The organism is Trichococcus pasteurii (genome assembly GCF_900112935.1).
GTDB lineage: Bacteria > Bacillota > Bacilli > Lactobacillales > Aerococcaceae > Trichococcus > Trichococcus pasteurii.
Window position 1 is genome coordinate 360,124 of record NZ_FONM01000002.1, and the last position, 25,379, is coordinate 385,502.

The 25,379-nt window shown below is 46.2% G+C and carries 25 protein-coding genes and 1 riboswitch; of the genes, 1 reads left to right on the top strand and 24 read right to left on the bottom strand.

The window, feature by feature from the left end:
* Positions 1-54: 54 nt before the first annotated feature.
* The 13 genes from BM184_RS03940 to BM184_RS04000 form a co-directional block, all read right to left on the bottom strand.
* On the bottom strand, positions 55-2,802 hold the full coding sequence (locus BM184_RS03940; RefSeq protein ID WP_086941549.1) for a helicase C-terminal domain-containing protein: 2,748 nt from the start codon (positions 2,800-2,802) through the stop codon (positions 55-57).
* Positions 2,803-3,073: 271 nt separating this feature from the next.
* Entirely contained in the window at positions 3,074-3,550 is a 477-nt protein-coding gene (locus BM184_RS03945) for a hypothetical protein (protein ID WP_086941550.1), read from the bottom strand.
* Between the two features lie 111 nt (positions 3,551-3,661).
* Positions 3,662-5,227: a CCA tRNA nucleotidyltransferase gene (locus BM184_RS03950; protein WP_086941551.1), complete on the bottom strand. Its 1,566-nt coding sequence runs from the start codon at positions 5,225-5,227 to the stop codon at positions 3,662-3,664.
* Complete coding sequence (gene dapB / locus BM184_RS03955; RefSeq protein ID WP_086941552.1) at positions 5,224-6,012, bottom strand: 4-hydroxy-tetrahydrodipicolinate reductase; 789 nt, start codon at positions 6,010-6,012, stop codon at positions 5,224-5,226. Before dapB ends, BM184_RS03950 begins: the two co-directional genes overlap by 4 nt.
* Before the next feature lie 63 nt (positions 6,013-6,075).
* Entirely contained in the window at positions 6,076-6,627 is a 552-nt protein-coding gene (locus BM184_RS03960) for a YpiB family protein (protein ID WP_086941553.1), read from the bottom strand.
* A gap of 31 nt (positions 6,628-6,658) precedes the next feature.
* The gene (locus BM184_RS03965; RefSeq protein WP_086941554.1) at positions 6,659-7,942 is read right to left on the bottom strand and encodes a tetratricopeptide repeat protein; all 1,284 of its coding nucleotides are present in this window, start codon (positions 7,940-7,942) and stop codon (positions 6,659-6,661) included.
* Between the two features lie 200 nt (positions 7,943-8,142).
* The gene (locus tag BM184_RS03970; protein ID WP_068560639.1) at positions 8,143-8,418 is read right to left on the bottom strand and encodes an HU family DNA-binding protein; all 276 of its coding nucleotides are present in this window, start codon (positions 8,416-8,418) and stop codon (positions 8,143-8,145) included.
* 209 nt (positions 8,419-8,627) lie between these two features.
* Positions 8,628-9,941 carry a ribosome biogenesis GTPase Der gene (gene der, locus BM184_RS03975; protein WP_086941555.1) on the bottom strand — a complete coding sequence of 438 codons (1,314 nt, stop codon included), beginning with the start codon at positions 9,939-9,941 and terminating at the stop codon, positions 8,628-8,630.
* Between the two features lie 177 nt (positions 9,942-10,118).
* Positions 10,119-11,372, bottom strand: a complete 1,254-nt coding sequence (gene rpsA, locus BM184_RS03980) for a 30S ribosomal protein S1 (protein ID WP_086941556.1) — start codon at positions 11,370-11,372, stop codon at positions 10,119-10,121.
* A 157-nt stretch (positions 11,373-11,529) separates the two neighbouring features.
* Positions 11,530-12,225 carry a (d)CMP kinase gene (gene cmk, locus BM184_RS03985; protein ID WP_086941557.1) on the bottom strand — a complete coding sequence of 232 codons (696 nt, stop codon included), beginning with the start codon at positions 12,223-12,225 and terminating at the stop codon, positions 11,530-11,532.
* 61 nt (positions 12,226-12,286) lie between these two features.
* The gene (locus BM184_RS03990; RefSeq protein WP_086941558.1) at positions 12,287-12,877 is read right to left on the bottom strand and encodes a LysM peptidoglycan-binding domain-containing protein; all 591 of its coding nucleotides are present in this window, start codon (positions 12,875-12,877) and stop codon (positions 12,287-12,289) included.
* Between the two features lie 65 nt (positions 12,878-12,942).
* Entirely contained in the window at positions 12,943-14,382 is a 1,440-nt protein-coding gene (locus tag BM184_RS03995; protein ID WP_086941559.1) for a RecQ family ATP-dependent DNA helicase, read from the bottom strand.
* Positions 14,375-15,448 carry a helix-turn-helix domain-containing protein gene (locus BM184_RS04000; protein ID WP_086941560.1) on the bottom strand — a complete coding sequence of 358 codons (1,074 nt, stop codon included), beginning with the start codon at positions 15,446-15,448 and terminating at the stop codon, positions 14,375-14,377. The genes BM184_RS03995 and BM184_RS04000 overlap by 8 nt, the downstream gene beginning before the upstream one ends.
* Positions 15,449-15,483: 35 nt before the next feature.
* Here BM184_RS04000 and BM184_RS04005 point away from each other — a divergent pair, with 35 nt between their 5' ends.
* On the top strand, positions 15,484-15,726 hold the full coding sequence (locus BM184_RS04005) for a ferredoxin (RefSeq protein WP_086941561.1): 243 nt from the start codon (positions 15,484-15,486) through the stop codon (positions 15,724-15,726).
* 103 nt (positions 15,727-15,829) lie between these two features.
* Here BM184_RS04005 and BM184_RS04010 read toward each other — a convergent pair whose 3' ends face one another.
* From BM184_RS04010 to fur, 11 genes are all read right to left on the bottom strand, one after another.
* The gene (locus tag BM184_RS04010; protein ID WP_086941562.1) at positions 15,830-16,405 is read right to left on the bottom strand and encodes an ECF transporter S component; all 576 of its coding nucleotides are present in this window, start codon (positions 16,403-16,405) and stop codon (positions 15,830-15,832) included.
* Positions 16,406-16,531: 126 nt separating this feature from the next.
* Positions 16,532-16,659, bottom strand: a riboswitch (FMN riboswitch).
* A 111-nt stretch (positions 16,660-16,770) separates the two neighbouring features.
* Positions 16,771-18,570, bottom strand: a complete 1,800-nt coding sequence (locus BM184_RS04015; protein WP_086941563.1) for a sensor histidine kinase — start codon at positions 18,568-18,570, stop codon at positions 16,771-16,773.
* On the bottom strand, positions 18,567-19,289 hold the full coding sequence (locus tag BM184_RS04020) for a response regulator transcription factor (RefSeq protein ID WP_086941828.1): 723 nt from the start codon (positions 19,287-19,289) through the stop codon (positions 18,567-18,569). Before BM184_RS04020 ends, BM184_RS04015 begins: the two co-directional genes overlap by 4 nt.
* A 56-nt stretch (positions 19,290-19,345) precedes the next feature.
* A complete protein-coding gene (locus BM184_RS04025; RefSeq protein WP_086941564.1) occupies positions 19,346-20,086 on the bottom strand; it encodes a pseudouridine synthase in 741 nt (246 codons plus the stop codon).
* Between the two features lie 34 nt (positions 20,087-20,120).
* Complete coding sequence (gene scpB, locus BM184_RS04030) at positions 20,121-20,741, bottom strand: SMC-Scp complex subunit ScpB (protein WP_086941565.1); 621 nt, start codon at positions 20,739-20,741, stop codon at positions 20,121-20,123.
* Positions 20,734-21,507 (bottom strand): segregation/condensation protein A, encoded by a 774-nt coding sequence (locus BM184_RS04035; protein WP_245830505.1) that lies wholly within the window; start codon positions 21,505-21,507, stop codon positions 20,734-20,736. The genes scpB and BM184_RS04035 overlap by 8 nt, the downstream gene beginning before the upstream one ends.
* Positions 21,504-21,896, bottom strand: a complete 393-nt coding sequence (locus tag BM184_RS04040) for a GNAT family N-acetyltransferase (RefSeq protein ID WP_245830506.1) — start codon at positions 21,894-21,896, stop codon at positions 21,504-21,506. Before BM184_RS04040 ends, BM184_RS04035 begins: the two co-directional genes overlap by 4 nt.
* 35 nt (positions 21,897-21,931) lie before the next feature.
* On the bottom strand, positions 21,932-22,750 hold the full coding sequence (locus BM184_RS04045) for a purine-nucleoside phosphorylase (RefSeq protein ID WP_086941567.1): 819 nt from the start codon (positions 22,748-22,750) through the stop codon (positions 21,932-21,934).
* A 14-nt stretch (positions 22,751-22,764) separates the two neighbouring features.
* On the bottom strand, positions 22,765-23,934 hold the full coding sequence (deoB, locus tag BM184_RS04050) for a phosphopentomutase (RefSeq protein ID WP_086941568.1): 1,170 nt from the start codon (positions 23,932-23,934) through the stop codon (positions 22,765-22,767).
* Positions 23,935-23,979: 45 nt separating this feature from the next.
* Entirely contained in the window at positions 23,980-24,870 is an 891-nt protein-coding gene (xerD, locus tag BM184_RS04055) for a site-specific tyrosine recombinase XerD (protein WP_086941569.1), read from the bottom strand.
* A gap of 29 nt (positions 24,871-24,899) precedes the next feature.
* Positions 24,900-25,355 carry a ferric iron uptake transcriptional regulator gene (fur, locus tag BM184_RS04060; protein ID WP_086941570.1) on the bottom strand — a complete coding sequence of 152 codons (456 nt, stop codon included), beginning with the start codon at positions 25,353-25,355 and terminating at the stop codon, positions 24,900-24,902.
* Between the last annotated feature and the right edge of the window lie 24 nt (positions 25,356-25,379).

Here is a 25,379-nt window from a genome sequence, read left to right on the forward strand (position 1 = left end):
CACCTAATTATTAATGATACCTTAAACTTCAAGCTGATGGAATATCCCACCGCATTATTTTTTCAGAAATTCTTGAATTTCCGCATTTATTTCAGCGTGATCGGCTACTTTGATCCCTACGCCCTCCGGAAGCATCTGTTGCATACGTTTGGAATAATTACTTTTGGTCAATCTGTCGTCCAGGCAAATGACTACTCCTTTCGTATTTCTGGAGCGGACGAGCCTGCCAATGCCCTGTTTTAGGCGGATCATCGCACGCGGAAGAAACTCTTCATAGAATGCCTTCTTGCCTTTGTCCTGATGATACGCTTGGAACGCAGCATTCTCAGGACGGTGAGGCGGATCGAACGGCAGTCTTGTGATCACCAAAATTTCAACTGCCTGATCGGAAAAATCTATGCCTTCCCAGTAAGAAGCGGAGCCAAGCAAAATTGCCGCACCGGCTGACATGAACCGATTGTGCATCCTTCTTCGGCTGCCGGAGAAACCTTGAGCCAGTATTTCCGTTCCCGGGAATCCGGCAGAGACCGCATTTTTGAGCTGGTTATGGACCTCCTCCAGCAAGCGGTTGGATGTGAACAGCACTAAGGCTTTGCGCTGTTGTGGGAGTATGATTTCCTGCAACGTCGAAACAATCTGTTTGGCCGCTTGTTTATCATCCAAGGACGTGATGGCCGTAATGTCAGCTGGAAGGAAAATCCGCAATCGTTCACTCAAGTTATAGGGTGAAGCAAAATGCGCTTCCTGCAATTCTGCTTCACCGATTTTGTTTTTAAAATAGTCCAGCGAATCATCCACTTTGAGTGTCGAACTCAAATAAACCGTCCTGCTGAATCGCTCTTTAATTTTGGAATGGATTTCTTCCGAAAGGTCGATCTGGTTTATTTCGATCGCCAATGAAAGCAGATCATTATCCCAAGTAAAGTGCAGCACATGATACGTGCCTGCGCGATCTTCAAAAAAATATTGCAGATTGCCTTGGACCGCATCCAAGTCATCAAGCAGTGCCTTTCCGCGCGGGCCCATGACCGGATCGTTCCTCAAGCTGGCTTTATCCAGGCAACGCATCGCGGCAAGTCTTGTCTCCTGAATGTACTGGTGCATTTTCTTGTAGATTTTCTTCATTCCGTTCTCAACCTGAAAATTCTCATCCAGATAAACTTCACCCTTTTCCCCAACCTCATTGATTAGGGAACGCATCAACACTTCTTCTGAATGGGCACACTCCTGCTGCAGTTGATCGACCGCGAATTCAAGGTTGAACAAATCATAGTCCAAGGAATCACCGTCAGCCTCCTTCTCTATCGCCTCGCGAAAATCCCGCAGGAAGTAGCCGAACCGCTTCAAGCGCCGTTTCAGGATGGACAAAGCCACACTTTTTTTGTGCGCATCCTGATAGACGCGCGGGAACTGATGCGCCTCATCGAGGATCAGGTCTATGGTCTGGCCCTGGTCAAAAATAGCCAGATCATCGATGTGATGACTCAAAAAGGAATGGTTCGTGACGATCAGGCTGGATTGCTCCGCTTTTTTGTTGTTGAAGGAGAAGAAGTCATCATCGGCCCATTTTCCTATTAAAGGGGCCTCATGGCTTTCATATGTCAATTTTTCCCACAAAAAATCAAAATTCTGCGCTTGGCTCAATTCGCTGATATCGCCGGATTCCGTCTCGGTCAACCAGACAAAGATGCTCATCATGATCAAAGATTCTTTTTTGGTGAGGGATCCCAAAGTCAATGCGGCTATTTTCTCCAGATGAACGATGTTCGTCTTCCCTTTCAATGAGCTTACCTGCAACTCAAACGGCAGCATCTTGCGCAACCGGGTCATTTCGTTGTCCATGATCTGTTCCTGCAAAAGCAGCGTGGAGGTGCTGATCATGACTTTGTTTTCCGGGGTTGCCTGATAAGCGGCGGGCAACAGGTACGCCAATGTCTTCCCGATGCCCGGTGCAGCTTCGATCGCCAGATTTTGGGGCGTTTCAGCCTGACGGAAGTCAAAAAGCGATTGCATCATCTCGATCTGCTCCGAACGGATTTCCAACCCATGATTTGCCATCAGTCTTTTGGCCACTTCCGAGAAATCGGCAACTTCTTTTTCTCTGTAAGCAGTCTGTTCCAAGCGTATTTCCTTTTCCTTCAGCGCCAACCCATTTTTGACATAGATTTGCTGCGGGAGCGGAGAGCGCATCTCTTTGGCGGTTTCATAACTTTCATAGAAAAAGGAATCGTTGTCAACCTGACAGTGCGCCGACAAGAAATTCAATTTTTCCAGCGTGACCAACGGCAATTTGTTGGCCTTCTCCTTCAATTGGAGAAAAAGTTCCGCAGTCGCATGTGCATCGCTTGCGGCATCGTGGGCACTATCATGCGCCAAACCAAAGTGATTTGACAAATCGCCCAACCGATAACTGGACAAGGTCGGATAGAGGATTTTCGTCAACTCCACCGTATCCATCGCACGCAGCGAAAGCGGCGGCATGCCGACTTCGTGGAAGGAGCTGTCCAAAAAATGGTAATCGAAATGCACGTTATGCGCTACAAAAATGCAACCATCCAATGTGTTGTAGATGAAATCACATACGTCTTCAAAATAAGGAGCCTCTTTGACGTCCTTGTTCCTGATTCCCGTCAACTTCTCGATGATATCCGGTATTTTCCTGCCGGGATTGATGGTTATATTGATTTCCTGAACTATTTTGCCGTCCTGAAGCAGGGTACACCCGAATTGAATGATCCGATCTCCTCGCTTGAAGCTGGATCCCGTTGTCTCCAGATCGACAATGGCATAGGTTTTCTTCATAAAAATAATCTCCTAAATAAACAGAAGCATCTCCTGTTCCGGTATTTCTTTCCGCAAGACTTTCCCTGAAAATATCTCAAAAAAACAGGAGCCTCTCCGATCAAACTGTGCATTGTATGCAGCTGACCTCATTATATCCTATGTCGCGGGTATTGTTACCTTAAAAACGACAATTGTCGGATTTTTTTGATAACCTGCAGGGATAGGCTGCCTAGCAGAGATCAAAAAATGGACCCTCGCTTTTTCAGCAAGGGCCCATTTTTTTGATCCATTAAACGATGTTAGGATAGATATCTTTCACATTTTTTTCCGGATCGATTACGATATATAATTTGTTTTCGGATGAAACGAAAGAAGATTGGTGTTCATTGTCGAATCCGTCGGTGTCCGTAGCTTTATATGGGAAGTAGATGCGGTCCACTTCCACAATGACGTCGGATTTTGGGTGATCTTCATCTTGGTAAAGGATATCCATTTTTTCGATGTCTTGATGACTCGCAACGCGCTCGAACATGCCTTGTTCAAGTCCGCCCAGATTGATGTCGCTCGTATTGACGTGATCCGCTTCTTGGTTAATTTCGATACGCAAAGATTCGCAAGGGTGGATTTCTTGGAAATCACTGTTTCCGATTCGGCCGTAGCTCGTTGTGACTTGTTTGATCCATAAATCTCCGATAAATTCACGCCTGATCGTCCATGTTTCGCCGTTTCTGAAAATAAATCTCAAACCTGTCATTACTTTTTTCATCGAAATCACTCCTGATATATTTACTTTTTGAATATGTAACTATTTTATCATATTTTTTAAAAAGTGGGTACAAATACACTTGCGATGACGGAAAAAAAGTAAGTTGAGCTGCTAGAGACTGTCCATGAATGCATTTGCGTTGACGACGGCCCTTGTGTGCTTCGCCGAGGCGATTTCATGGCCTTGTGAATGGGCTGTGCATTCGAAGAAATATTTGTTTCCTCTGTGTTCCGTCACTCTGACCGTCACCGTTATTTCGGCGTGGATGGGAGAGGCTTTTTTATGATGCAGATCGCATTGTATCCCGACTGTCGTGTCGCCTTCGGAAAGATGTTCCTTGACGATCCCCATGCAGGCATTTTCGATCATGGCCAACAATGCCGGCGTTGCCAAAACCGGCAACGTTCCCGAACCGATTTCGGACGCCAAATCTTTTTGCCCGACGGTATAGGCGGCTTCGAATGTCTCATCCAAATAAATCATCCTTCTTTTCGTAATGAAATCCCTTAGTGCGAAGGGGCTATTCTCCAGTTTGTTTGCCAAAACCAGCGTTTTCAATTCTTCGAATATCTCGCCCACAAAAGGGCCGCCTCGTTGGATGCCCAGCAATGAAAGCAATTCTTTTCCGTCCAAGGCCAAATCTTTCAGCGTATGGATCGGCATGGATTCATTCAATTCGATCAGGTTTTCGCTCTGGTTCGGCAGGCCGAACCCTTCTATGATGGCTTCAATCTCCATGGCGATTTCGATCCCTGTTTCGAACAGAAGTGGGTAGTCCCAGAATTGCTGCAGGCGTTTGTTGAGGGCCTGAACGCCTATGCGTATGTCCATGATCTCCTTGCGGGAACACTTCCATTGGCGCAAAAACGGCTCGATCGCTTCATCCTTCAGATCCAGGAAATGGACCAACACAGTCCAAGCGATCGTCGTCCCTTTGAATTGCAGCGGAAACAGGGCCAAGTCGATCAATTCCTTTTCCCGGTTTTGCAAGCCGGGACACATCTGGAATAAACGTGTTTCGACAAAAAACTTGATTCCGCCCTTGCGGTTTCTTCCGATCAGAAGCTTATTCCACTCTTCGCGCACGCGTTCTACCGCGATCTTCGAAAGCAGCGGATGGTACTCGATGATGGCCTCCTTCGTCGCTTGTTCGATTTCAAAATCCAACTGACTCACGAATCTGGCTGCGCGCATCATGCGCAAGGCATCTTCCCTGAAGCGTTCTTCCGGATTGCCGACTGCCCGGATCAATTTGTTCGCCAAGTCCTCCTGCCCGTTGAAGAAGTCTTTGATGTTCCCATGGCGGTCGATCGCAATCGCATTGATCGTAAAGTCGCGCCTTTTCAAGTCATCCTGCAGACTGCGCACATACTCGACTTTCTCCGGTCTGCGGAACTTTTCATACTTTGATTCTGTCCGGAAAGTTGTTATTTCGTATGTCTCACGCTCATGTAAGACCATCACCGTTCCATGTTGGATGCCCACATCAAAGGTGATCGGGAAGATCCGCTGAATTTCTTCAGGCATAGCACTTGAGGCGATGTCGACATCCGAAATATCCAGATTCAGCAGCGTATCGCGCACACTTCCCCCAACAAAGTAGGCTTCATATCCAGCCCGTTCGATGGCTTCGATGATCGGTATCGCTTTTTGAAATTCCGGTGCGTTTATGATCATAGGAAGTTTTCCAATCCATAGATCAGGCGATCGATTTCCATTACTTTTCTGCAGGAAAGGGCTACACCGTTCATGAAAGAGTCGCGGTCATAAGAATCGTGGCGGATGATCAAACCTTCTCCGGCACTGCCGAATTGCACTTGCTGATGCGCGACCAGGCCAGGTAAGCGGACGCTGTGGATTTTCATGCCATGGTAATCAGCCCCTCTTGCGCCTTCAATCAGTTCTTCCTCATCCGGATGCCCTTGTTGATGATCGCCTCTCACCTCGTAAATCAATTCGGCAGTCTTTATGGCAGTGCCGCTTGGTGCATCCAATTTGTTATCGTGGTGCAGTTCCATGATTTCCACATCCGGGAAATATTTCGCTGCTTTTGCTGCGAATTCCATCATCAGCACGGCGCCGATCGCAAAGTTCGGGGCAATCAAGCCGCCCAGGCCCAAATCTTTAGAGTAGTTGGTCAATTCTTCAAGTTGCTCACTGGAAAAACCGGTAGTGCCGATTACGGGGCGCATGCCGTTTTCAAGGGCGAAACGCGTGTTTTCATAGGCTGCATCCGGTCTGGAAAAATCAATCCAAACATCAGCTTCAACTTCCTTGACGAGGGTCGCTTTGTCACGGAACACTTTCACAGGATGGCCGGCATATTGCGGCAATTCATCCAGTTGCTTTTCTGTTGCGAAAGGATCGTACACAGCCGCCAATGTAAAGTCTTCCTGACGCAAGACCATATTTGTGCACGCGGTCCCCATTTTGCCTTTAAAACCCGAAACTACAATTTTCATTCTACACTTTCCCTTCCGTTTAACGCTGCCGGCACGCTTGTTCCGTGCCATATCCACGTTGTATCAGATCATATTTTTTTCTTCCAACTCTTTTAATTCTTTCGTGAACTTCCTGAAGCTGTTTTCGTCGTATTGGATCAGCGCGATATCGATCTGTTTTTTCAGATAATGGATGCGATCCTTAACCGCCAATTTTTCCAAGGACTTTTCTACTATTTCTTCCAGATCCTTATCGAAAATTTCGGATTCTTGGATGTACGGATTGTCCTCCAAAACGCCAAAAAATGAAAGGACTTGGTAGGATTGATCAAAGAATAACTCCAAATAAAAATCCTCTTTCCAATTCAACCGCAGATCATGGAATGCCTGTTCGGGATCCTCGAATGTCTTTCCGTCCTTGTAGTACATGAAGGCGTCTTTCGGATTTCCGACCACGGCAAATCCCATTCCTCTGTTCGTTGTATGGACTTCCTCAATCAGATGGATATTCTTCAATAAAATCTCATGATTAAGCAGATAATTGAGTATCCAAAGGGACTCTCTGCGCTTCAATTGATAATTCTGAATAAACCAAGAAATAAAATTTTTTTTCTCCTCCAAAGTAGGATTCATCATTTTAAAACCTCCTATCCGATGGGATGATGACTTATTGATCGAAATGATGCAGCTCATCATGGAGTTGAAGCAACTCAGTGTTGGCGGGATAAAGAGCCAAGCCTTGGTGGATGACCTCACTCAACTTTTCCCAGTTGCCTTCCTCTCTCAGGAATGATGCATACTCCAGTAAAAAGGACTCATTGTCGGCAAAATGCGGATAAGCCGCCTCATATTCTTTGTTTGCCGAATCATAGTCCTCCAAGGCATTATGGCTGGCTGCAAGCAACCAATTGTATTGCGGATCGTTGTCTTCCTGTTCTGCCCGGTCAGCAATATAAGCAATCAATTCCTCGAACCTTCCTTGTTTCAGCAACAGGTTTCCCAAGGCCAAGTGGATACTGGAAAGGTCAGGTTCAAGCGCTGCCGCTTCACGCAAATTACTTTCCGCATCCTGCTCCCGGTTCAACTTCAATTGCAGTCTGGCCGCTGTCGTGTAAAATTCATGCTGATAAGGATTCCGCATGATGGCCTGTTCCATCACAGCAAGCGCTTCTTCCAACTCCAATTCAGCCTCAAGCGCATTTGCCAAGTACAAGTATGCGCTCAGGTAAGCATTGTCTGTTTCGAGCAATTTATTAAAAATGGTGATGGCCCGCGCATATTCCTTGAGTTGGAAATAAGTGAAGCCAAGTTGGAAATAACTGTCCGGGAAATGCTCATCCGCCGGGATTTTCTCCAGATACTGCAAGGCCGTCTCGAATTCGCCGATCGCATTATGACAATCGCCCAGGAAAAAATTCAGCTGCGTTTCGGATGCGATTTCCCCGTTTCCGTATGCAAGTTCCTCATAGATCGGAATCGCCTTCTTGTATTCCCCGATCGAATGGTAAAGCTGCGCCAACGCGTAATCCAATATGGGTTCATCGGGCAAAAGCGCCATTGCTTCAAAGATTTTCTTTTCGCTGACTTCGTACAATCCTTGCACTTGATAAGCATCAGCCATCGTCAACAAAGCTTGAGGGTACACGTCACTTGCTTTATCAATCGTGAGTAGGATATCCAAAGCTTGATCGTAATCATCTTCATCAATGGCGATTTCTGCTAAAGCGATATTCCACTCCTGTATATGCGGCGCCAAGTAGTTCAACGCCCCAAATGCCTCTTTTGCTTCACTCAAAAAGCCCAAGGCATGCATCGTTTCTGCCAATTCGGCCAAATCAGCGCTGTTGTTCTCCAGGACGGATTGCTCAACTGATTGTTTGAACAGTTGGACAGCCGTATCCAAATCATTCTGTTGAATGGCTTCTATCATTGCCTGTGCTTCTTTATTCATTCGTCTACTGCTCCTTCAAATACACTCTTCTTGCTGGTGCTCTTCCTTTACATTTTATCATAAAGTTCAGCATCTGTATCTATTTGTTCCTCAGGCTTTTCTCTGTCAAGGACACAGCAAACAGCTTCTGGAGTCCCCATCATCATTTAAAAAAAAAATAAAGCTGAAGCCCCGTAAGGCCCCAACTTCATTTTTACGAATTATTTAACTGCATCTTTCAATGCTTTACCTGGTTTGAATGCAGGAATTTTGCTTGCTTCGATTTGGATTTCTTCCCCAGTTTGAGGATTGCGTCCTTTACGAGCTGCACGATCACGAACTTCAAAATTACCAAAACCGATAACTTGAACTTTTTCACCGTCTTTTAATGCTTCTTGAATCACTTCAAATAATGCATCAACGCTTGCTGTAACATCCTTTTTAGTCAAGTTTGTTTTTCCAGCAACTCTTTCGATTAATTCAGCTTTGTTTGCCATGTTGTCCTTTCACCTCCTTTAAAGAAGAAGAATACATGCTTTCTTTGATAACACAACAAAACATGGAATAACTATTTTTGAGTGGTCCAAAAACAGTTCTGAAATACCGCAGTCAAATTGAAAAGATATTTCTAATAAAGAATATCACACAAACCGTGCTACTGCAACGATTATAGTGGATTTAATGGCTTGGAAACGGTAATTTGCTATTATTTTTTCTGTCTGGCGATCAAATGGAATGGTGTCCCTTCGAAATTGAACGAATCCCGGATTCTGTTTTCAAGGAAACGTTCATAAGAGAAGTGCAGCAATTCCGGATCGTTGACAAAAACCACGAACGTCGGCGGTTTTACGGCCACTTGCGTCATGTAGTAAATCTTCAGGCGACGGCCTTTGTCGGTTGGCGTCGGATTGTGCGCGACGGCATCCATCAGGACATCATTCAATAAGGATGAAGAGATACGGCGGTTCTGGTTTTCGCTGATCTCCTTGATTTTCGCAGGAATATTGGACAATCGCTGTTTCGTCACTGCGGAAACATACATGATAGGCGCATAAGAGAGGTACTGGAATTCTTTGCGGATTTTTTCCTCGAATTCCTTCATCGTATGATTATCTTTTTCCAAAGTATCCCATTTGTTCACCAAAATGATGATCCCTTTGCCTGCTTCATGCGCATAGCCGGCAACTTTTTTGTCCTGCTCCTGGATGCCCTCTTCCGCATTCAGCACGACCATAACGATATCCGAACGCTCAATTGCGCGGATGGCACGCATGACGCTGTATTTTTCCGTCGATTCGTAGACCTTGCCTTTTTTCCGGATTCCGGCTGTATCGATCATCCGGAATTTTGTGCCTTCTTCATCAACGAACATCGTATCGATAGCGTCACGGGTTGTGCCTGCAATATTCGATACGATTACGCGCTCTTCTCCCAAAATGGCATTCACCAAGGAAGATTTCCCGACATTCGGACGGCCGATAAAACTGAAGTTGATGATATCCTCTTCTTCGGCATTTTCATCTTCTGATGGAAAATTCGCTACAACCGAATCAAGCAGGTCTCCCAGACCTAAGCCGTGGCTGCCTGATACAGGATAGGGTTCGCCCAATCCCAAACTGTAGAAATCGAATATTTCGGCGCGCATTTCCGGATTATCCACTTTGTTAACCGCCAATATGACAGGTTTATCGGATTGGTACAGGATTCTTGCGACGTTTTCATCGGCATCCGTCACGCCTTCTCTGACGCTTGTCAAAAAGATGATGACATCGGCTTCCTCGATCGCCACTTGCGCCTGCAATTTGATTTGGCTCATAAAAGGCTCATCCGTGATATCGATTCCGCCTGTATCAATGATATTGAATGTTTTGCCGAGCCATTCTCCTTTTGCATAAATTCTGTCGCGCGTGACACCTGAAACATCATCGACTATGGAAATTCTCTCTCCCGCTAGTCTATTGAATATTGTTGATTTTCCTACGTTTGGTCTGCCTACTATGGCTACTACTGGATTTGGCATCTAACCTCCGCCTTTCTTTTCCTCTACAACACAAATCTTTTTGGGTATTTGCTCACTGTGTATGGTTTTCTCAATGTTTTCGTCCATGTCAGTTATAACATACATCCGTCAATAATAACAACAAAAAAAGGGCATGGATGGAATTCCATGCCCTCACATGTTCATTTTCCTTGCTGATTAGGCTTCAGTATCGTCTTTCAAACCTGAAAGCTTGTCGCCTAATAAATCTGCTAATGTGAAGTTTGCGTCTGAATCGTCAGCCACATATTCTTCGGTTTTTTTCTCTTTTTTCTCTTCAGCTGCAGGTGCTTCATTCGCAGCTTTTTCTTCCAAAGCTTTGATGCTTAGGGACAAGCGTTGCTCATCTTCTTTGGCATCCAGAACTTTGACTTGAATTTCTTGGCCTTCCTGCAGCACTTCATGCGGAGTCGCAATGTGTTGATGCGAAATTTGGGAAATATGCACCAAACCTTCGACGCCAGGGAAAACTTCAACAAACGCACCGAAGCTTGTCAAGCGTTTGACAACACCTGTCAATACTGCTCCGATCGGCGCTTTTTCAGCAATCGCATCCCAAGGACCAGCCAATGTGTCTTTGATGCTTAAGGATACGCGGCCATTTTCTTTGTCGATGGACAAAATTTTGACTTTGACGGTTTGGCCGATTGACAAAACGTCTCCAGGATTCTTAACATGTTCGTGGGCAATTTGGGAGATATGGACCAAACCATCCACGCCGCCCAAATCAACGAATGCTCCGAAGTTGGTCAGACGAGCGACAGTTCCTTCGACAACGTCTCCGGCTACCAATTCATCCATCAACTTGCCTTTATTGGCTTCTTTTTCTGATTCCACAACCGCTTTATGCGATAAAATCAGGCGATTTTCGCTTGGCTCAAGTTCGACAATCTTGAATGTCATTACTTTGCCTTTATAAGAGCTGAAATCTTCCACGAAATGATCTTCGACCATTGAAGCTGGAACAAATCCTCTCACGCCGACATCAACGACCAATCCGCCTTTAACGACGTCTTTGACTGGAGCTTCGATGATTTCGTTGTTTTCGAATTTATCTTGGATATCTTTCCAAACGATTTTAGCATCAACGCGACGCTTCGAAAGTAAAAAGCTTCCATTTTCTTTATCTTTGATTTGTTTTATGACAACCAGATCCACAACGTCACCTACGTTTAGGATTTCTGTAACTTCATCGAATGGTTTTGCAGATAATTCGTTATAAGGAATAACTCCTTCAACGCCGCCCCCAATGATTCCTACGATGGCTTGTCTATCTTGGATGCTTAAAACTTCCCCCTTGACAGTATCGCCCACCTCAATGGATAATGCTTCATCCAACACATCTTGCATAGTCTGCTCAACGTTATTGGACTCTTCTTCATTTAACTCTGGGTTTTCAATGTAATCTGACATGTAACTATTCCTCCTAAAAGTCTGCGGCAACCGATTGGCTAGGTCCCTTAACTCCTTCGCCTTTCGGCTAAGAAATTAATCCTTGACTCCATATTTTTGAAAGCGTAATACTGCATACAATCATTCTAACATTTTTGCTTAAAATCGTCTAGTATTGTTAATCCAATGTTTGTAAGGGTTTTAGGTTCGCTTCGATAATGCCGAGAATCCTCTTTACCACTTCGTCGATTTCCAGATGAGTAGAGTCCAAAACGATGGCATCGTCCGCTTTTTTCAAAGGGGAAATCGTCCGGGTGCTGTCCAAATGGTCGCGGCGCTTCATGTCTTCCGTCAGCTCTTCCAAGGAAGTGGTCATACCCTTCGCAACGTTTTCTTTGTAGCGTCGCAGCGCGCGTTCTTCGGCTGTCGCTGTCATGAATATCTTGACCTCCGCATCCGGCAATACGACAGTACCGATATCCCGTCCATCCATTACAACGCCGCCTGATTGTGCGATGCTCTTCTGGCGAGCAACCATCTCTTCACGCACTTTGGCAAATGATGAAACCAAGGAGACGTTTTGGGTCACTTCATCCGATCTGATTGATTCGGTCACGTCCTCATCATTCAAAAAAACACGCTGCATTTCGTTTTCGGCAGTCGAAAACGTTATCCTGATTCCTTGCAACAACTTATGCAATGCCTCTTCATCCTGGAGATCGCCTCCAGTGGATAAAGCCGCATAAGTCAATGTTCGGTACATCGCACCTGTGTCCAGATAAATGTAGCCCAACTTTTCCGCAACTTTCTTTGCGATGGTGCTTTTTCCGGCCGATGCGGGACCGTCAATGGCAATATTCATTTTTTTCACAATAACCCTCCAACTTCATTCTGTACGATTTCATCGAAAAAGCCGCCTTGTCAGACGGCTTTCGTTATTTAACGTTCAATACCATACCGATTTGCGCTTCTGTGCTGCTCAACCCGTTAGCCTGCATCAATTCATCCAATGTCATCCCATGGTTCAAAGCAATCCGGTAAAGGTTGTCACCCGGTTTGATGGTATAGGAATTATTGTATTCCCCGGTTGTCGTTTCCGGCTCTTCAACTGTTTCAACCGGCGTTTCGACTACTGCTGGTGCAGCGCTTGAACTTGGGGTTTCCGCAATCGAGGATTCCGGTTCCTTGACGCTCTCAGCGACTTCACTGGATGATTCGATCACTTCGGAAGACGCTTCTTCACTGCTCTCGACACTGGAACTGGCCACTCTTTTGTTGATCATCACTTGTTCAGCACTTTTAGGTGCGGGAGTATTTTGATTCTGTTTATTAAAATAGATGGTTGCAAAAGGAATAATCAGAATAGCCAAAAAGAGAAACAGCAATACTTTTAATAGAGGTGCTACTTCTTTATTTTTTGTATTTCTGGCCGAACGCGAATACTGCCGGCTCTTCAGATTCTCATCTTCGCCGAATTTACGTGACCAAGGCTCTCCATTATTGCGATTGCGATTCTTTTTATCCATTCGGGTTCCTCCTATAAGTGATTCATGCTAATTGTAGCACATTTTCGCAAAATTTGGGTTAAATTTTATAAAAGAAAAAGGTCGGACAGGATTTTCCCCCAATGTGGCGCCCCTGTCGTTGGAACCGCATTCCTTGAGCTGACTTCTCCAGCTAAAGGTGGGTCCTCGTCCCCGCAGCCATCACAGCAGAGGACAGGTTTGACAAGACTGCTTTTCCCGAAATATGCAGAGATGTACTCGCGTCGGCAAGTGTCGGTTTCGGCAAACCCCTTCATGCGCTTCAGCAGATTTTGCTTTAACTCGCGCCGGGCCGCAATAAAATGCTTCGCTTCCTCTTTTGTGAGCCGTTGCCGCAAGATATGCAGCAGCAACGTTTGCTCAGTTGGACTCCCATAATCGGGATTTACGGCTTTGTTTTTGATGACACTCTCAATCGCAAAATCATTCGGAAAATCGCCTTGCAGCATCTTCACTTTGAAGTTGTAGTCCGTTTCCGAATACAGTAGGACAGCCGTGCTCGGTTGCCCGTCCCGCCCTGCTCTGCCTATCTCCTGCACATATTCCTCGAGCGAATTCGGCATGTGGTAATGGATCACATAGCGGATGTTCGGTTTATTGATCCCCATCCCGAAGGCGCTTGTGGCGCAGATGACGTCCAACTCATCCTGAAGGAATTGATGCTGGATGGTGATCCTGTCTTCATTCGTGCGGTCGGCATGGTAGGCTTCCGCGCGCAAACCTGTTCTTTTCCGGATCATGAAAGCGACCGCATCAGCTTGTGCCTTACTGGAGAAGTAGATGATGCCCGGAGATGGATATCTCTCCAAAAGCTGCAGGAGGTACTCGTTTTTCTCTTCTGGAGGCACCGCTGCGACTCTATAGTAAATGTTGGGACGGTCGACCGCACCTTCAAATACGTTCAAGTCGTCTCCGTCGATATGCAAGGAGCTGATGATGTCGCCCATCACAGCCGGTGTCGCGGTCGCAGTGAGAGCCAACGTCAAGGGATTGCCCAATGCTTTCCTTGCCGCTCCCAGAAAAAGATAATCGGATCGGAAATCCAAGCCCCACTGAGAAATGCAGTGCGCTTCATCAACCACAAACAAAGCGAGCGGAATTTGCTTGAGTTGGTTCAGCACAACTTGGTTCTGCAGCATCTCAGGAGAAAGGAACAAAAATTTGATTCGATCCAGGTTGCTCAGCAATCTTTGCCTTTCCTCGAACTGCATCATGCTGTTCAATGAGGCCGTCCTTTTTTCGCCCATGAATTTCAGTTGTGCCACTTGGTCTTCCATCAAGGACAACAGGGGCGAAACGATAACGACAATGCCATCCAAAAGATAGCCGCTCAGCTGGTATATCAATGATTTACCTGTTCCCGTCGGTAAAGTGGACAGCGTATGCTTGCCCCCCAAAACGGATCGGATGGGCTCCAATTGGCCGTCTTTGAATGCCGAGTAGCCGAAGTATTTCTGAAGTTCTGATTTCAATTGTGCTTCATCCATATTTAGCCGCAACCTCACTTCTTATTTGTATCAACCTGGACTCGAAAAAATTGATTCCGGGAAACACGTGTTGAATTTCCCGGTAATCGACGCGAGCTTTGTGTTCCAAAAGCTGTTGCAGATACAGCATTTTCTCCTTGTCCAAAAATTCTTGCGTCGGAAATTCCCGATAGATCAGTGCGATTTCAGCAAAGTGATCTTGGATTGTGCTCTGTTTCAATCCCCGCATCGAAATGATTTCATTCATGCCATGCCCGTTCATGAAATAGCGCAGGGTCGTCTCCGCACTGGCGGAAGCCAAGCCGGTTTCATTCACCGTCATCAGCATCACCGAAGAAAGGACAGGAAACTTTTCCGGTTCCTTTTCCAATACCTGATACAAGCCCAGCCAATTTTGGTGCAGCAGTATCCTCACTTCGGCTTCCTCCAAAGAGAACAGCGCAGCCATCTGCCCGGTTGTTTTCCTTAAATGCTCATAGCCTTCGAATTGAAGCGCAAAGAGCCCGGCATCCCTTTCGGACAAACGCGAGAGGTAGACTCGCCATTCCTCGCCGCAGCTTTTCGCAAAAGCTGCTTTGTCTCCTGAATGCTCCGCCAACAAGCGCTTCATCCAAATCTGTTCTTTCGCTTCCCGCTCAATCGGGTAATAGCGTTTATTTTTATGCAGCATTTCGGAAAGGATTTGGATCAAAAACAGCAAGCGACGACGCAAAACACCCTGAACGAGGGAGTATTCCATTTGGTTTTGCCTAAAAAAACGCGCATGATCGCTGAAGAAAACAGCCTTTTTTTCGCTGCCTGCTTCCGTGAGAAGAAATCCTTCGCCATCTTTGCCGAAGATCAAACCATCCGAAACCAGCCGATCGAGTCCTTTTTTCAACACTGTCGGTTTCATGCCCGGCATGACAGTGAAATAAGCCTCCAGATCATATTGGCGGCACTGGAGCATCGTGGACACGGTCCGTTTGCCGATCAGGTTATAAAAAAGCGTCGCCTCCTTGATGGGGCGCCCGGTTGAAATGCAATCCAAAAAAAGATAATCTATATATGTCAAACCTTGCATCATTTTCACCACCAAATTTTTGTAAAGAAGGTTACTGTATGTATTATACCAAAGTAAACCAAGATAACTGCATCGCTTGTGGACTTTGCCAAATAATTTCACCGAATCTCTTCGACTACACTTCCGAAGGGATTGCTTTCAGCAAAATGGATTTGAATGCGGGCAAGGTTCCGATACCCGAAGAACGCTTTGGAGCGTTTCTGGATGCCTACCGCAAATGCCCCACCGGCGCCATTTTGCGTTCCGATCGACCGTTCCCTCCATCGGAACAGAGATCCTGAATTGTCCTTGCTGCAGGGACAAGCGAAAAAGAGGTTGCACCTGAATCAATGATGATTCGGGTGCAACCTCTTTTTTTTAAACATTCAAATCGTGAATCGTAAATTATTGCTGGGCAAAAGGAACTTTGTTATGCGCCAACCAAGGTTTCAGCTTCGGCATCATCAATAGGATGACCGCACTGACGACAAGTCCTTTAATGATATTGAAAGGCAATACGCCAGCCAACACCAATTCTTTGATAGGACCCATTTCAAAATTCAACAGGTGCATATATAACGGCGTGATGATGAACCAATTGGCTACCGATAAGACAACCGTCAACACCAAAGTGCCCGTCAACAGCGCCATGATGACGGCTGTTTTGGTTTTTGCTTTTTTCAACAGATTGTAGACAGGCAAAGTGTAAGAGAGCGTCGCCAACAGACTCGCGAAGTCCCCGATCGGATAACCCATGTCCCCGCCTGTTTGGACGTAGTGCAGAACGGAGCGGATGACAGCGGAGATGATCCCGCCGGCCGGACCGTATAGGAAAAATGAAAGCAGAATCGGTAAGTCGCTGAAGTCGATCTTCAGATACGAAAATGCCGGAATTACCGGAAAAGCGATGAACATCAGCACAAATGCCAACGCCCCAAATAGTGAAATGCCGACCAATCTTTTTGTCTTATTTTGTTGCATGTTAATGAATCCTCCCTGTTGACTGTCTCAGAGATGGATTTCTCCGAATCCGAAAAAAGACCCTATCTTTATCATCCGCTAATGGACACATAAAAATAGAGCCTTTGAAATTGCAATCCAAAGAAACCCCATCTTCTTCCATCCAGACTGTACTGTCGGTACTGGAATTACACCAGTTCAGCCCGCAATGAATCATTGCGAGGTCGTGGACTTTCACCACCGGTCGGGAATTTCACCCTGCCCTGAAGACGAATCTTATTTATATTTTTGTTATATGTACACTATAATCAATGCGCACGCGCTTGTCAAGGAAAATGTCACGGTTTCGAGATATTTATTTTAAGACTATCTTCCGGTCGTTTTACTCAACCCGCTCGGAATGGGAAACGGATCAAGAAAGTCGTCCCTACACCCGGTTCGCTGTGGACTTCAATTTCCCCGTCGTGCGCTTCCACGATTGTTTTCACGATCGAAAGCCCGATACCGGTCCCTTTTTGTTTCGAGTATGTCCGTGATTTATCGTTTTTGTAAAAACGCTCGAAAATGAACGGCAAACTTTCCGCTTGGATACCGATTCCGTTATCGCTGACTTCAAAGACAACTTTATCCAACATATCATCCAGACGGACGGTGATGTGGATGAATTTTTGCCTGCGCGTGCCGATTTCGCCTGAATAACGCACCGCATTGTCGATCAGATTGTAAAACACCTGATTCATTTTCTCTTCGTCGAAGGGACAGGTTTTGATGCCATCCGCCAGTTCGTAAGTGAATTGGATCGCCGCTTCTTTGAAACTGTTCTCGAACCTGCCCGACAAATGGTTGAAGAAAACAGCTAGATCGACATTCTGCCGGTTCAGATCGACATACCCCGCTTGCATGCGCGACAGATCCAGAAGGTTGTTCACCATTTTGTTCATCTCGGTCGTTTCATCCAAGATGATTTGGGCCATTTCAATTTTTTCGTCATTGCTTTCAGCGATGTTATCGATGATGGCTTCGCTGTATCCTTTGATCATCTGCAACGGCGTCCGCAAGTCATGGGAGACATTCGTGATGAAATCACCGCGGATGATATCCAACTGCCGTTCATTCGTTACGTCCTGCAGCACAATCAGGACGCCGGCGGTTTTTTGCAGATCCGTTTGGATGACCGGTGTCACTTTTACGTTATAGTGCCGCTGAGACCAACTGAAATCCGCTTCCGATCCGTCCGTTGTGCTGAAAGCATGCTCGACCATTTCCTTGAACTGATGCGGTATGGCCTTAGTCTCGGCATCCGGATCCACCCTCCGCCAAAAATCCAAAAACGCTTGCCCTGGGCCGTTCACTAATTTCAAATGAAAGGTTTGGTCAAAATAAAGGATCCCAGCCGGCAAAGAATCAAACAGATGATTCAACAGTTCACGTTCCTCCCTGTTCATCAACGTCGTGGCTTGGAGGGTCTTTCCCAGCTTGTTCATGGCGGTACCCAATCCGGATATCTCGTCATAGGCTTCGAACGTGATCCTCTTGGAAAAATCATTCCGTGAATATTTGAAGGCGATGTCCGTCATAATTCCCAACGGTTCAGCAACATTCCTGATCAGATGCTGGTAATAGATGATCGTCCCCATCAGATAGACGGTCAACAACAGCAAAGTGATGCTTTTTGCGTTCAGTTCGTAAGCCTGAAATTCATCCAACTCGTAACCGATGACGAGCATTCCGGTTTGTCCCTGCAATTCAAAAGTATGAACAAAAACCATCAAAAGCAAGGGATTATTTTCCTCGTCCTCTACGGTGATCCTGCTGAAATCGTCCACGTTACTGTCGATCGCATCGAGAATTTGATCATTCGCCAAAATATTCTCCAGAAGCAGTTCGGACTGCCCTTGCAGTTCCGGATTTTGCACGGTAAAGCGGCTCTGATCCCCCATTTTGATGTAATAGGACAATTCCGGGTCCAGCGATTGCGCAGTCTCTGCTTGCTTGAGATAAGCTTCAGGGTCGGACATAATCGTATCCTTGTACGCGGTGATTTTCTCCTGCAGCAGTTTGTTATACGTATCTTCGATCGAGTTCACACTGATGATTGCGTGGCCGATATACATCAAAGTCATGATGGCTACAGTCAAAAAAGTCAATAGGACCCATGATTTGAGGAATATGCTCGTCCTTCTCATTGTTTATCGTCTGCTGCTTGGTCATCATTCGGGGAAAATTTATAGCCCATCCCCCAAACGGTCACTATCATTTTTGAAACAGGTTTCGATTGCTTCAACAGTTTTTCTCGCAACCGCTTGACGTGCGTGTCGACTGTGCGCAAATCGCCAAAAAATTCGTATTTCCAAACTTCTTTCAAAAGAACTTCCCTCGTAAAAATTTTTTCTGGGGACTTTGAAAGATAAAGCAGCAATTCAAATTCTTTGGGCGTCAAATTGATGGCCACCTCATCAACCAGCACTTTTCGGGCATCCGGAAAAATCTTCAGCATCGGATATTCGATTGTGCTCGATTCCGATTCTGAAGGTTTCGTCCGCTTCAGGATGGCTGCGACCCGCAACATGACTTCCCTTGGACTGAAAGGCTTCACGATGTAGTCGTCCGCTCCGGACAGGAATCCTTCTACGCGGTTGTTCTCTTCGCCGCGGGCAGTGATCATCATGATCGGTATTTCTTTTTCCTTGCGGACAATTTTGGCAACTTCAATGCCGGTCATGCCAGGAAGCATGATATCCAACAACACCAAATCGTAATGGTTGTTCAGGATCATCTCTACCGCTGTTGTCCCATCCTCTGCTTCGGCTGTTTCGTAGCCATCCTTTTCCAGATAGAGTTTCAGCAGTCTTCGGATGCGTTCTTCGTCATCCACAATCAATATTTTCCCGCTGGAATTTGTCATCGTGATCATCCTCTCTGATTCGATAAGAAAAGCTGAACGGGTTTGTCCAGCCAAAATTACTGCCTTTTTGATGCCTTTTCGTTCGCAAGAGCCATATTCTTCAGCTTCTCTATTTCAAACGCCTTCAGCTCTCGATGTTGCCCCGGTTTCAGATCACCGAGCGTAAGGAATCCAAATGATTCCCTTTTCAGTTTTTCGACGGGACAACCAATTTTTTCGAACATTTTTTTGACTTGATGGTTCCAGCCTTCATGGATGGTCAATTCAATGATTGCTGTATTTTTTTGGGAATTGGCAGAAATCAACTTAGCTCTCGCTTTCGATGTTTTTTTGCCGTCGATCACGATTCCGTTCTCCAATTTGTTCAGATCGGAACGCGTAGGGATGCAACCGACCTTAGCGACATAAGTTTTGTCGATATGGTATTTCGGATGGGTCAACAGGTTCGCAAACTCACCGTCATTGGTCAAAAGAAGCAGTCCGGTCGTATCATAGTCCAATCTGCCGATCGGATAGATCCGCTCTTTTACGTTGAAGAAATCAGTGACGACAGTCCGGTCTTTATCATCTTTCACGGATGAGAGGGTGTTCTTTGGTTTGTAGAACAAGAAGTAGACCGGCTGTTCACGATAGATCGGCAAGCCGTTCACTTCGACTCTGTCATTTTTTGAAACTTTCACCCCTAATTCCGTTACTTTGTTTCCGTTTACGCTGACTGCACCAGAAGTGATCAGTTCTTCAGCTTTCCGTCGTGACGCTATTCCTGCATGAGCAATAACTTTCTGTAATCTTTCCATTTATTCACCTATTATTCTTATTTGTTTTTGTCGGTCATTCTTGTTCCGGTATGACGGAATCTGTCTTGAAAAAAGCAAGTTGGTTATCTGTATCTTCATCCGCAGGAAAATCAAAAAGATCAAAGGATTCATTATCCTGCATCTGGAATAATTCGTCCACATTCGGCAGATCATCAATTGTGGTCAATCCGAAATAATTCATGAAATAATCGGTTGTGCCGTAAATGATCGGTCTTCCTGGCGTTTCGGAACGTCCGATTTCCTTTATCAACCCTCTCAGCAACAGCCTTTGGACCAAGCCCGCTGACTGAACGCCGCGGATCTGATCGATTTCCATCCGCGTCAGTGGTTGCTTGTATGCGATGATCGCCAACGTCTCCAGGGCAGCTTGTGATAAGTGGGTCGCGAATGGCGAAACAGCGTACATTTTGATGAGTTCTGCATATTCCCTTTTTGTGGCGAGTTGGTACCTCTTGCGGGTTTCGATAAGCGTCAAACCGGAGTGGATGTTGTCGTTATGACTCGCCCGCATTTCGGTCAACAGATTTTGCGCTTCCAATGGGGTGGTCTCCAATAAAGAGGTGATTTCATCCATACTCAAGCCATCATCCCCTGCCACAAACAGCAGACTCTCCAGTGCCCCTTTTTTATTCATTTGCTAAAACTCCCATATTGCGTAGTATATAAATGTCTCCGTAGGTGCTCTCCTGCGAAAAATTGATTTTTCTTTCTTTGACCAATTCGAGCATCGCCAAAAATGTATTCACGATCTGCGATTTGGTCTGTACTTCAAAGAAAGCCGTAAAAGGAAGCCTCGGGTCAGAATCATCCGGCAGGTTGTCCAGTTTTTCCATGATCCAAGTCATCGTCTGATCCACCGTGCATTGTTCCTGTTCCATTCTGGCCTGAAGCGGCTTCTTCTTCTGCAGTTTCTGATACATTTTCTGAAGCGCGGCAATCAGATCCGCCGCAGAAACTTCGCCTGGGGCAAGAGGGATCGCTTGTTGGAGCTCCTCCAGGTCCGTTGCCGGCTTCGTGAAATACAAGCCGCGTTCCTGTTCCATCGTTTTAAGCGCTTTGGCGGCTTCCTGGAATTGCTTGTATTCCACTAATTGTTGGATCAGGCTTTCCCTTGGATCCTCGCCCTCTTCATAAAATTCCTCTTCGAAAGTCACTTCTTTTTTTGGGAGCAACATGCGGCTTTTTATTTCCAACAGCGTCGCAGCCATCAGCAGATAATCGCCGGCAATATCCAATTTCATCTCCTGCATCGTGTCCAAGTAACGCAGATATTGAAAAGTCACTTCTGCAATCGGAATATCGAAAATATCGACTTTCAGCTCTTTGATCAAGTGCAGGAGGAGATCCAATGGGCCCTCAAAATCCGGCAATATGAGGGTGAGTTCATTTTGTTCGCTCACAATGATCCACTCGTTTCCTCGTCGTTTCGGTTCAGTTGCTTCTGATTCCATTTGGCGATGAACGGCGCGGTTTCCAGAGTCCCGTTGATTGTGCTTGTGGGATAGTGTTGCTGCAAGCCATCCAGCAACCGATGGACAATGCCTTCCTTGCGAAAAGAAGGCGAGACAGCGATATGACGAACTAGCACCATCGCTTCACTTATTTCCACACCTATCAGAGCAACGATATTATCGGTCTCTTCATCTTTCCACAAGAATAATTTCCTATCGACATTTTCAATGTAGCTATCCATTTCCGGCTTCAGCCTCGCTACATTTTTCAGATCTGTCACATAGGAAAGCAGACCCATAGCTATTTTTTCACATGATTGATTATAAGAAATGAACACTTCGATCTCCTTCTCACTTTGTATTTACCCGTTTGTTACAGAGCAATCAATGCATTCTTCAATAAGGCTTTGAATGTTTCTTTGACCCGGGTAGTCGTTTCGACGACTTCTTCATGATTCAGGGTTGCCTGCATGCCTGAAGCTAAATTAGTTATACAGGAAATGCCGAAAATGCGCAAACCTGCATGACGCGCCACAATGGCTTCCGGTACAGTGGACATGCCGACAGCGTCTGCTCCGAGCACCCGGCACATCCGGATTTCCGCTGGCGTTTCATAAGTCGGACCTGTCAGTCCGAGATAAACGCCTTCCTTCAAATCCAATCCCATCTCTGAAGCGACCTGTTTTATTTTCTCTTGATATTCGGCATCGTAGGCTTGGCTCATATCCGTAAAACGCGGGCCTTGCTCAGGATCATTCGGGCCGATCAAGGGATTCTGGCCAGTCAGATTGATGTGGTCCGTGATCAGCATCAGATCCCCGGGTGTGAAGGCATAACTGATGCCTCCAGCCGCATTTGTCAGCGCCAAGGAATGGACGCCCAGATGCTTCATTACCCTGATCGGAAAAGTGACCGCTTCGAGCCCGTAGCCCTCATAGAAATGAAAGCGCCCTTGCATGGCGATGACTTTCTTCCCGCTCAGGTTCCCGTATACCAGTTGGCCTTTATGTCCTTCAACCGTCGATACAGGGAAATAAGGGATTTCCTCATACGGGATCGCAATCGCGTCCGTTATTTCATCAGCCAACTCACCCAAACCTGAACCCAAGATCAGGCCGAACTCAGGTTCCAATAAGCCTTTTTCTTCCAAAAATTCGGCGGCTATCCGCACATTGTTTTGATCATTTGTCATATTCCCACACCTCACTAGTCCAATTCATCCAAAAAGCTGCGGCCGTTTTGGGTAGCAGCCACCCGAAAATTATCGGATACGGTCGCGCCGATATCCGCAAACTTGCCTTGATCCAACTTGCCGCGGCCTGCCATTTTTTTCGAATAAGCCAATAATGGAACATATTCGCGCGTATGATCTGTTCCCGGGAACGTTGGATCATTCCCGTGGTCTGCGGTGATCAACAGCAAATCATCATCCTCTAAAGCAGCCAATATTTCAGGAATACGCGCATCAAAGGCTTCGATTGCCTCAGCGTAACCTTTTACGTCCCTGCGGTGTCCAAACAACGCGTCAAAGTCGACCAAATTCAGGAAACTTAAACCCCGGAAATCTTTTCCCATGACGGTCAACAACTGGTCGACGCCATCCATGTTGCTTTTTGTGCGTACATATTCCGTGATGCCTTGGCCATTGTAGATGTCATTGATTTTGCCGATTGCGATGACATCGTAGCCTGCGTCCTTCAGGTGATCCAATGTCGTTTGCCCGAATGGGTCCAAAGCATAATCGTGCCGATTGCTTGTGCGGGTAAAATGTCCCGGAGTGCCGATGTATGGTCTGGCGATGATCCGTCCGATCATGTAGGGATCCTCCAAAGTGATTTCTCTGACATATTCGCAGATTGCGTACAATTCCTCAAGCGGAATGATGTCTTCGTGTGCGGCAATCTGCAGCACCGGATCCGCAGAGGTGTAGACGATCAGATCACCCGTCTTCATTTGGTGCTCACCGAATTCATCCAGTATTTCCGTCCCGCTGGCAGGTTTGTTTCCGATAATCTTCCGGCCTGTGTGGGTTTCGATTTTCTGGATCAATTCTTGCGGAAAACCTTCCGGAAAAACGCGGAATGGTGACTGGATATTCAGCCCCATGATTTCCCAATGGCCTGTCATCGTATCTTTACCGACGGACTGTTCCTCGAGTTTTGTGCAGTAGCCAAGGGATGCGCTGTCCGGCTTTACACCACTCAGTTCGCGTATGTTTCCCAAACCCAACTTTTCCAGATTAGGAATTTCCAGCCCAGCGACTTCCGCGATATGTCCAAGCGTATCCGACCCGACATCGCCGAACTTGTCGGCATCTGGTGCTTCACCTATGCCGACTGAATCCAACACGATCAAATGGATGCGATTAAATTTCATGATCCTATTCCTCCCTTATCCTCAGCGGACTTGATCCGTTAAGCTTCAAGCACGAGGATGATATTTTTGATAGATTTCTGCCATTCTTTCTGTTGTGATGTGCGTATAGATCTGGGTTGTGGAAATATCAGCATGCCCCAACAGTTCCTGCACGATCCGCAGATCGGCTCCGTTTTCCAGGATATGTGTCGCAAAGGAATGGCGCAACATGTGCGGAGATACATTTTTTTTGATGCCGGCATCCCGCACAGTTTGCTTCAGATTTTTCCAGATCCCTTGACGTGTGAACCCATTGCCATGAAAATTCAGGAACAGATAAGCCGTCTCTTTCCTCCCGTGCGCCAAAGCTGGTCGACTGTCCGACAAGTATTCCGAAATCCAGAAGGCGGCTTCCTCCCCCAACGGTACGATTCTTTCTTTATCGCCCTTCCCGATCGTTTGGATGAACCCGATATCCAGATGGATTTCGCTCATCGTAATGTGGATGAGTTCACTGACACGAAGACCAGTGGCATACAGCAGTTCCAAGATGGCACGATCCCTCAGCCCCAAAACGGTTTTGACATCCGGTGCAGCCATCAAGCGTTCGATTTCATCCATCGAGAGCACTTTCGGCAACTTTTGTTGCTTTTTCGGCAGTTGGATGGTGACCATCGGATCGTTTTCGATCAATCCTTCTTGCTTCAAGTATTGATGGAATCTCCGGAGACTGGTGATCATCCTTCCGATCGAGGCTGTCGCCAATTTTTCCTCATTCAAAAATTGAAGATACAAGAGCACATCCGGCTTGACCACATCCCCGAATGCATGAATCTCATTCTTTTCCAAAAAATGGCTATATTTTCTGAGGTCCCGCTGATAACTGGTGATGGTATTATCGGACAGCCCTCGCTCGATCCTCAAATAACGCCCGTATGCATTGATTTCTTCTTCCATATCCTTTAACCCATTTCATCCTTTTGAGGCTATTTATTCCTCAGTTTTTGTTGGCAGTCACGGCAGATGCCATGAAAAGTCAAACGATGGTCTTTAACCACGAATTGATAGCGCGCCTCGACATCTTTTTCGACCTCACCCAGCAAATCTTCGTGTATTTCCTCTATGTTGCCGCATTCAATGCACAAAAGGTGATGATGGAAATGTTCATTGCTGGTCCTTCTTAAATCGTAGCGGGATAACCCGTCTTCAAACACAACTTTGTAGGTGATGTTCAGTTCAGTCAAAATTTCCAATGTACGATAGACCGTAGCTAGGCCGATATCGGGATGCTTAAGCCGCAACAGCAGAAAAATCTCCTCTGCACTGAGATGCTCCTTTTCCTTTTCCAGCAGCACGCTGACAGTCGCTTCTCGTTGTGGAGTGAGCTTGAATCCTGCCTCTTGCAATTGTTTTTTGATGGTGTTTAATGACAATTCCGTCACTGCTGTCGGCTCCTTTAAGGACAG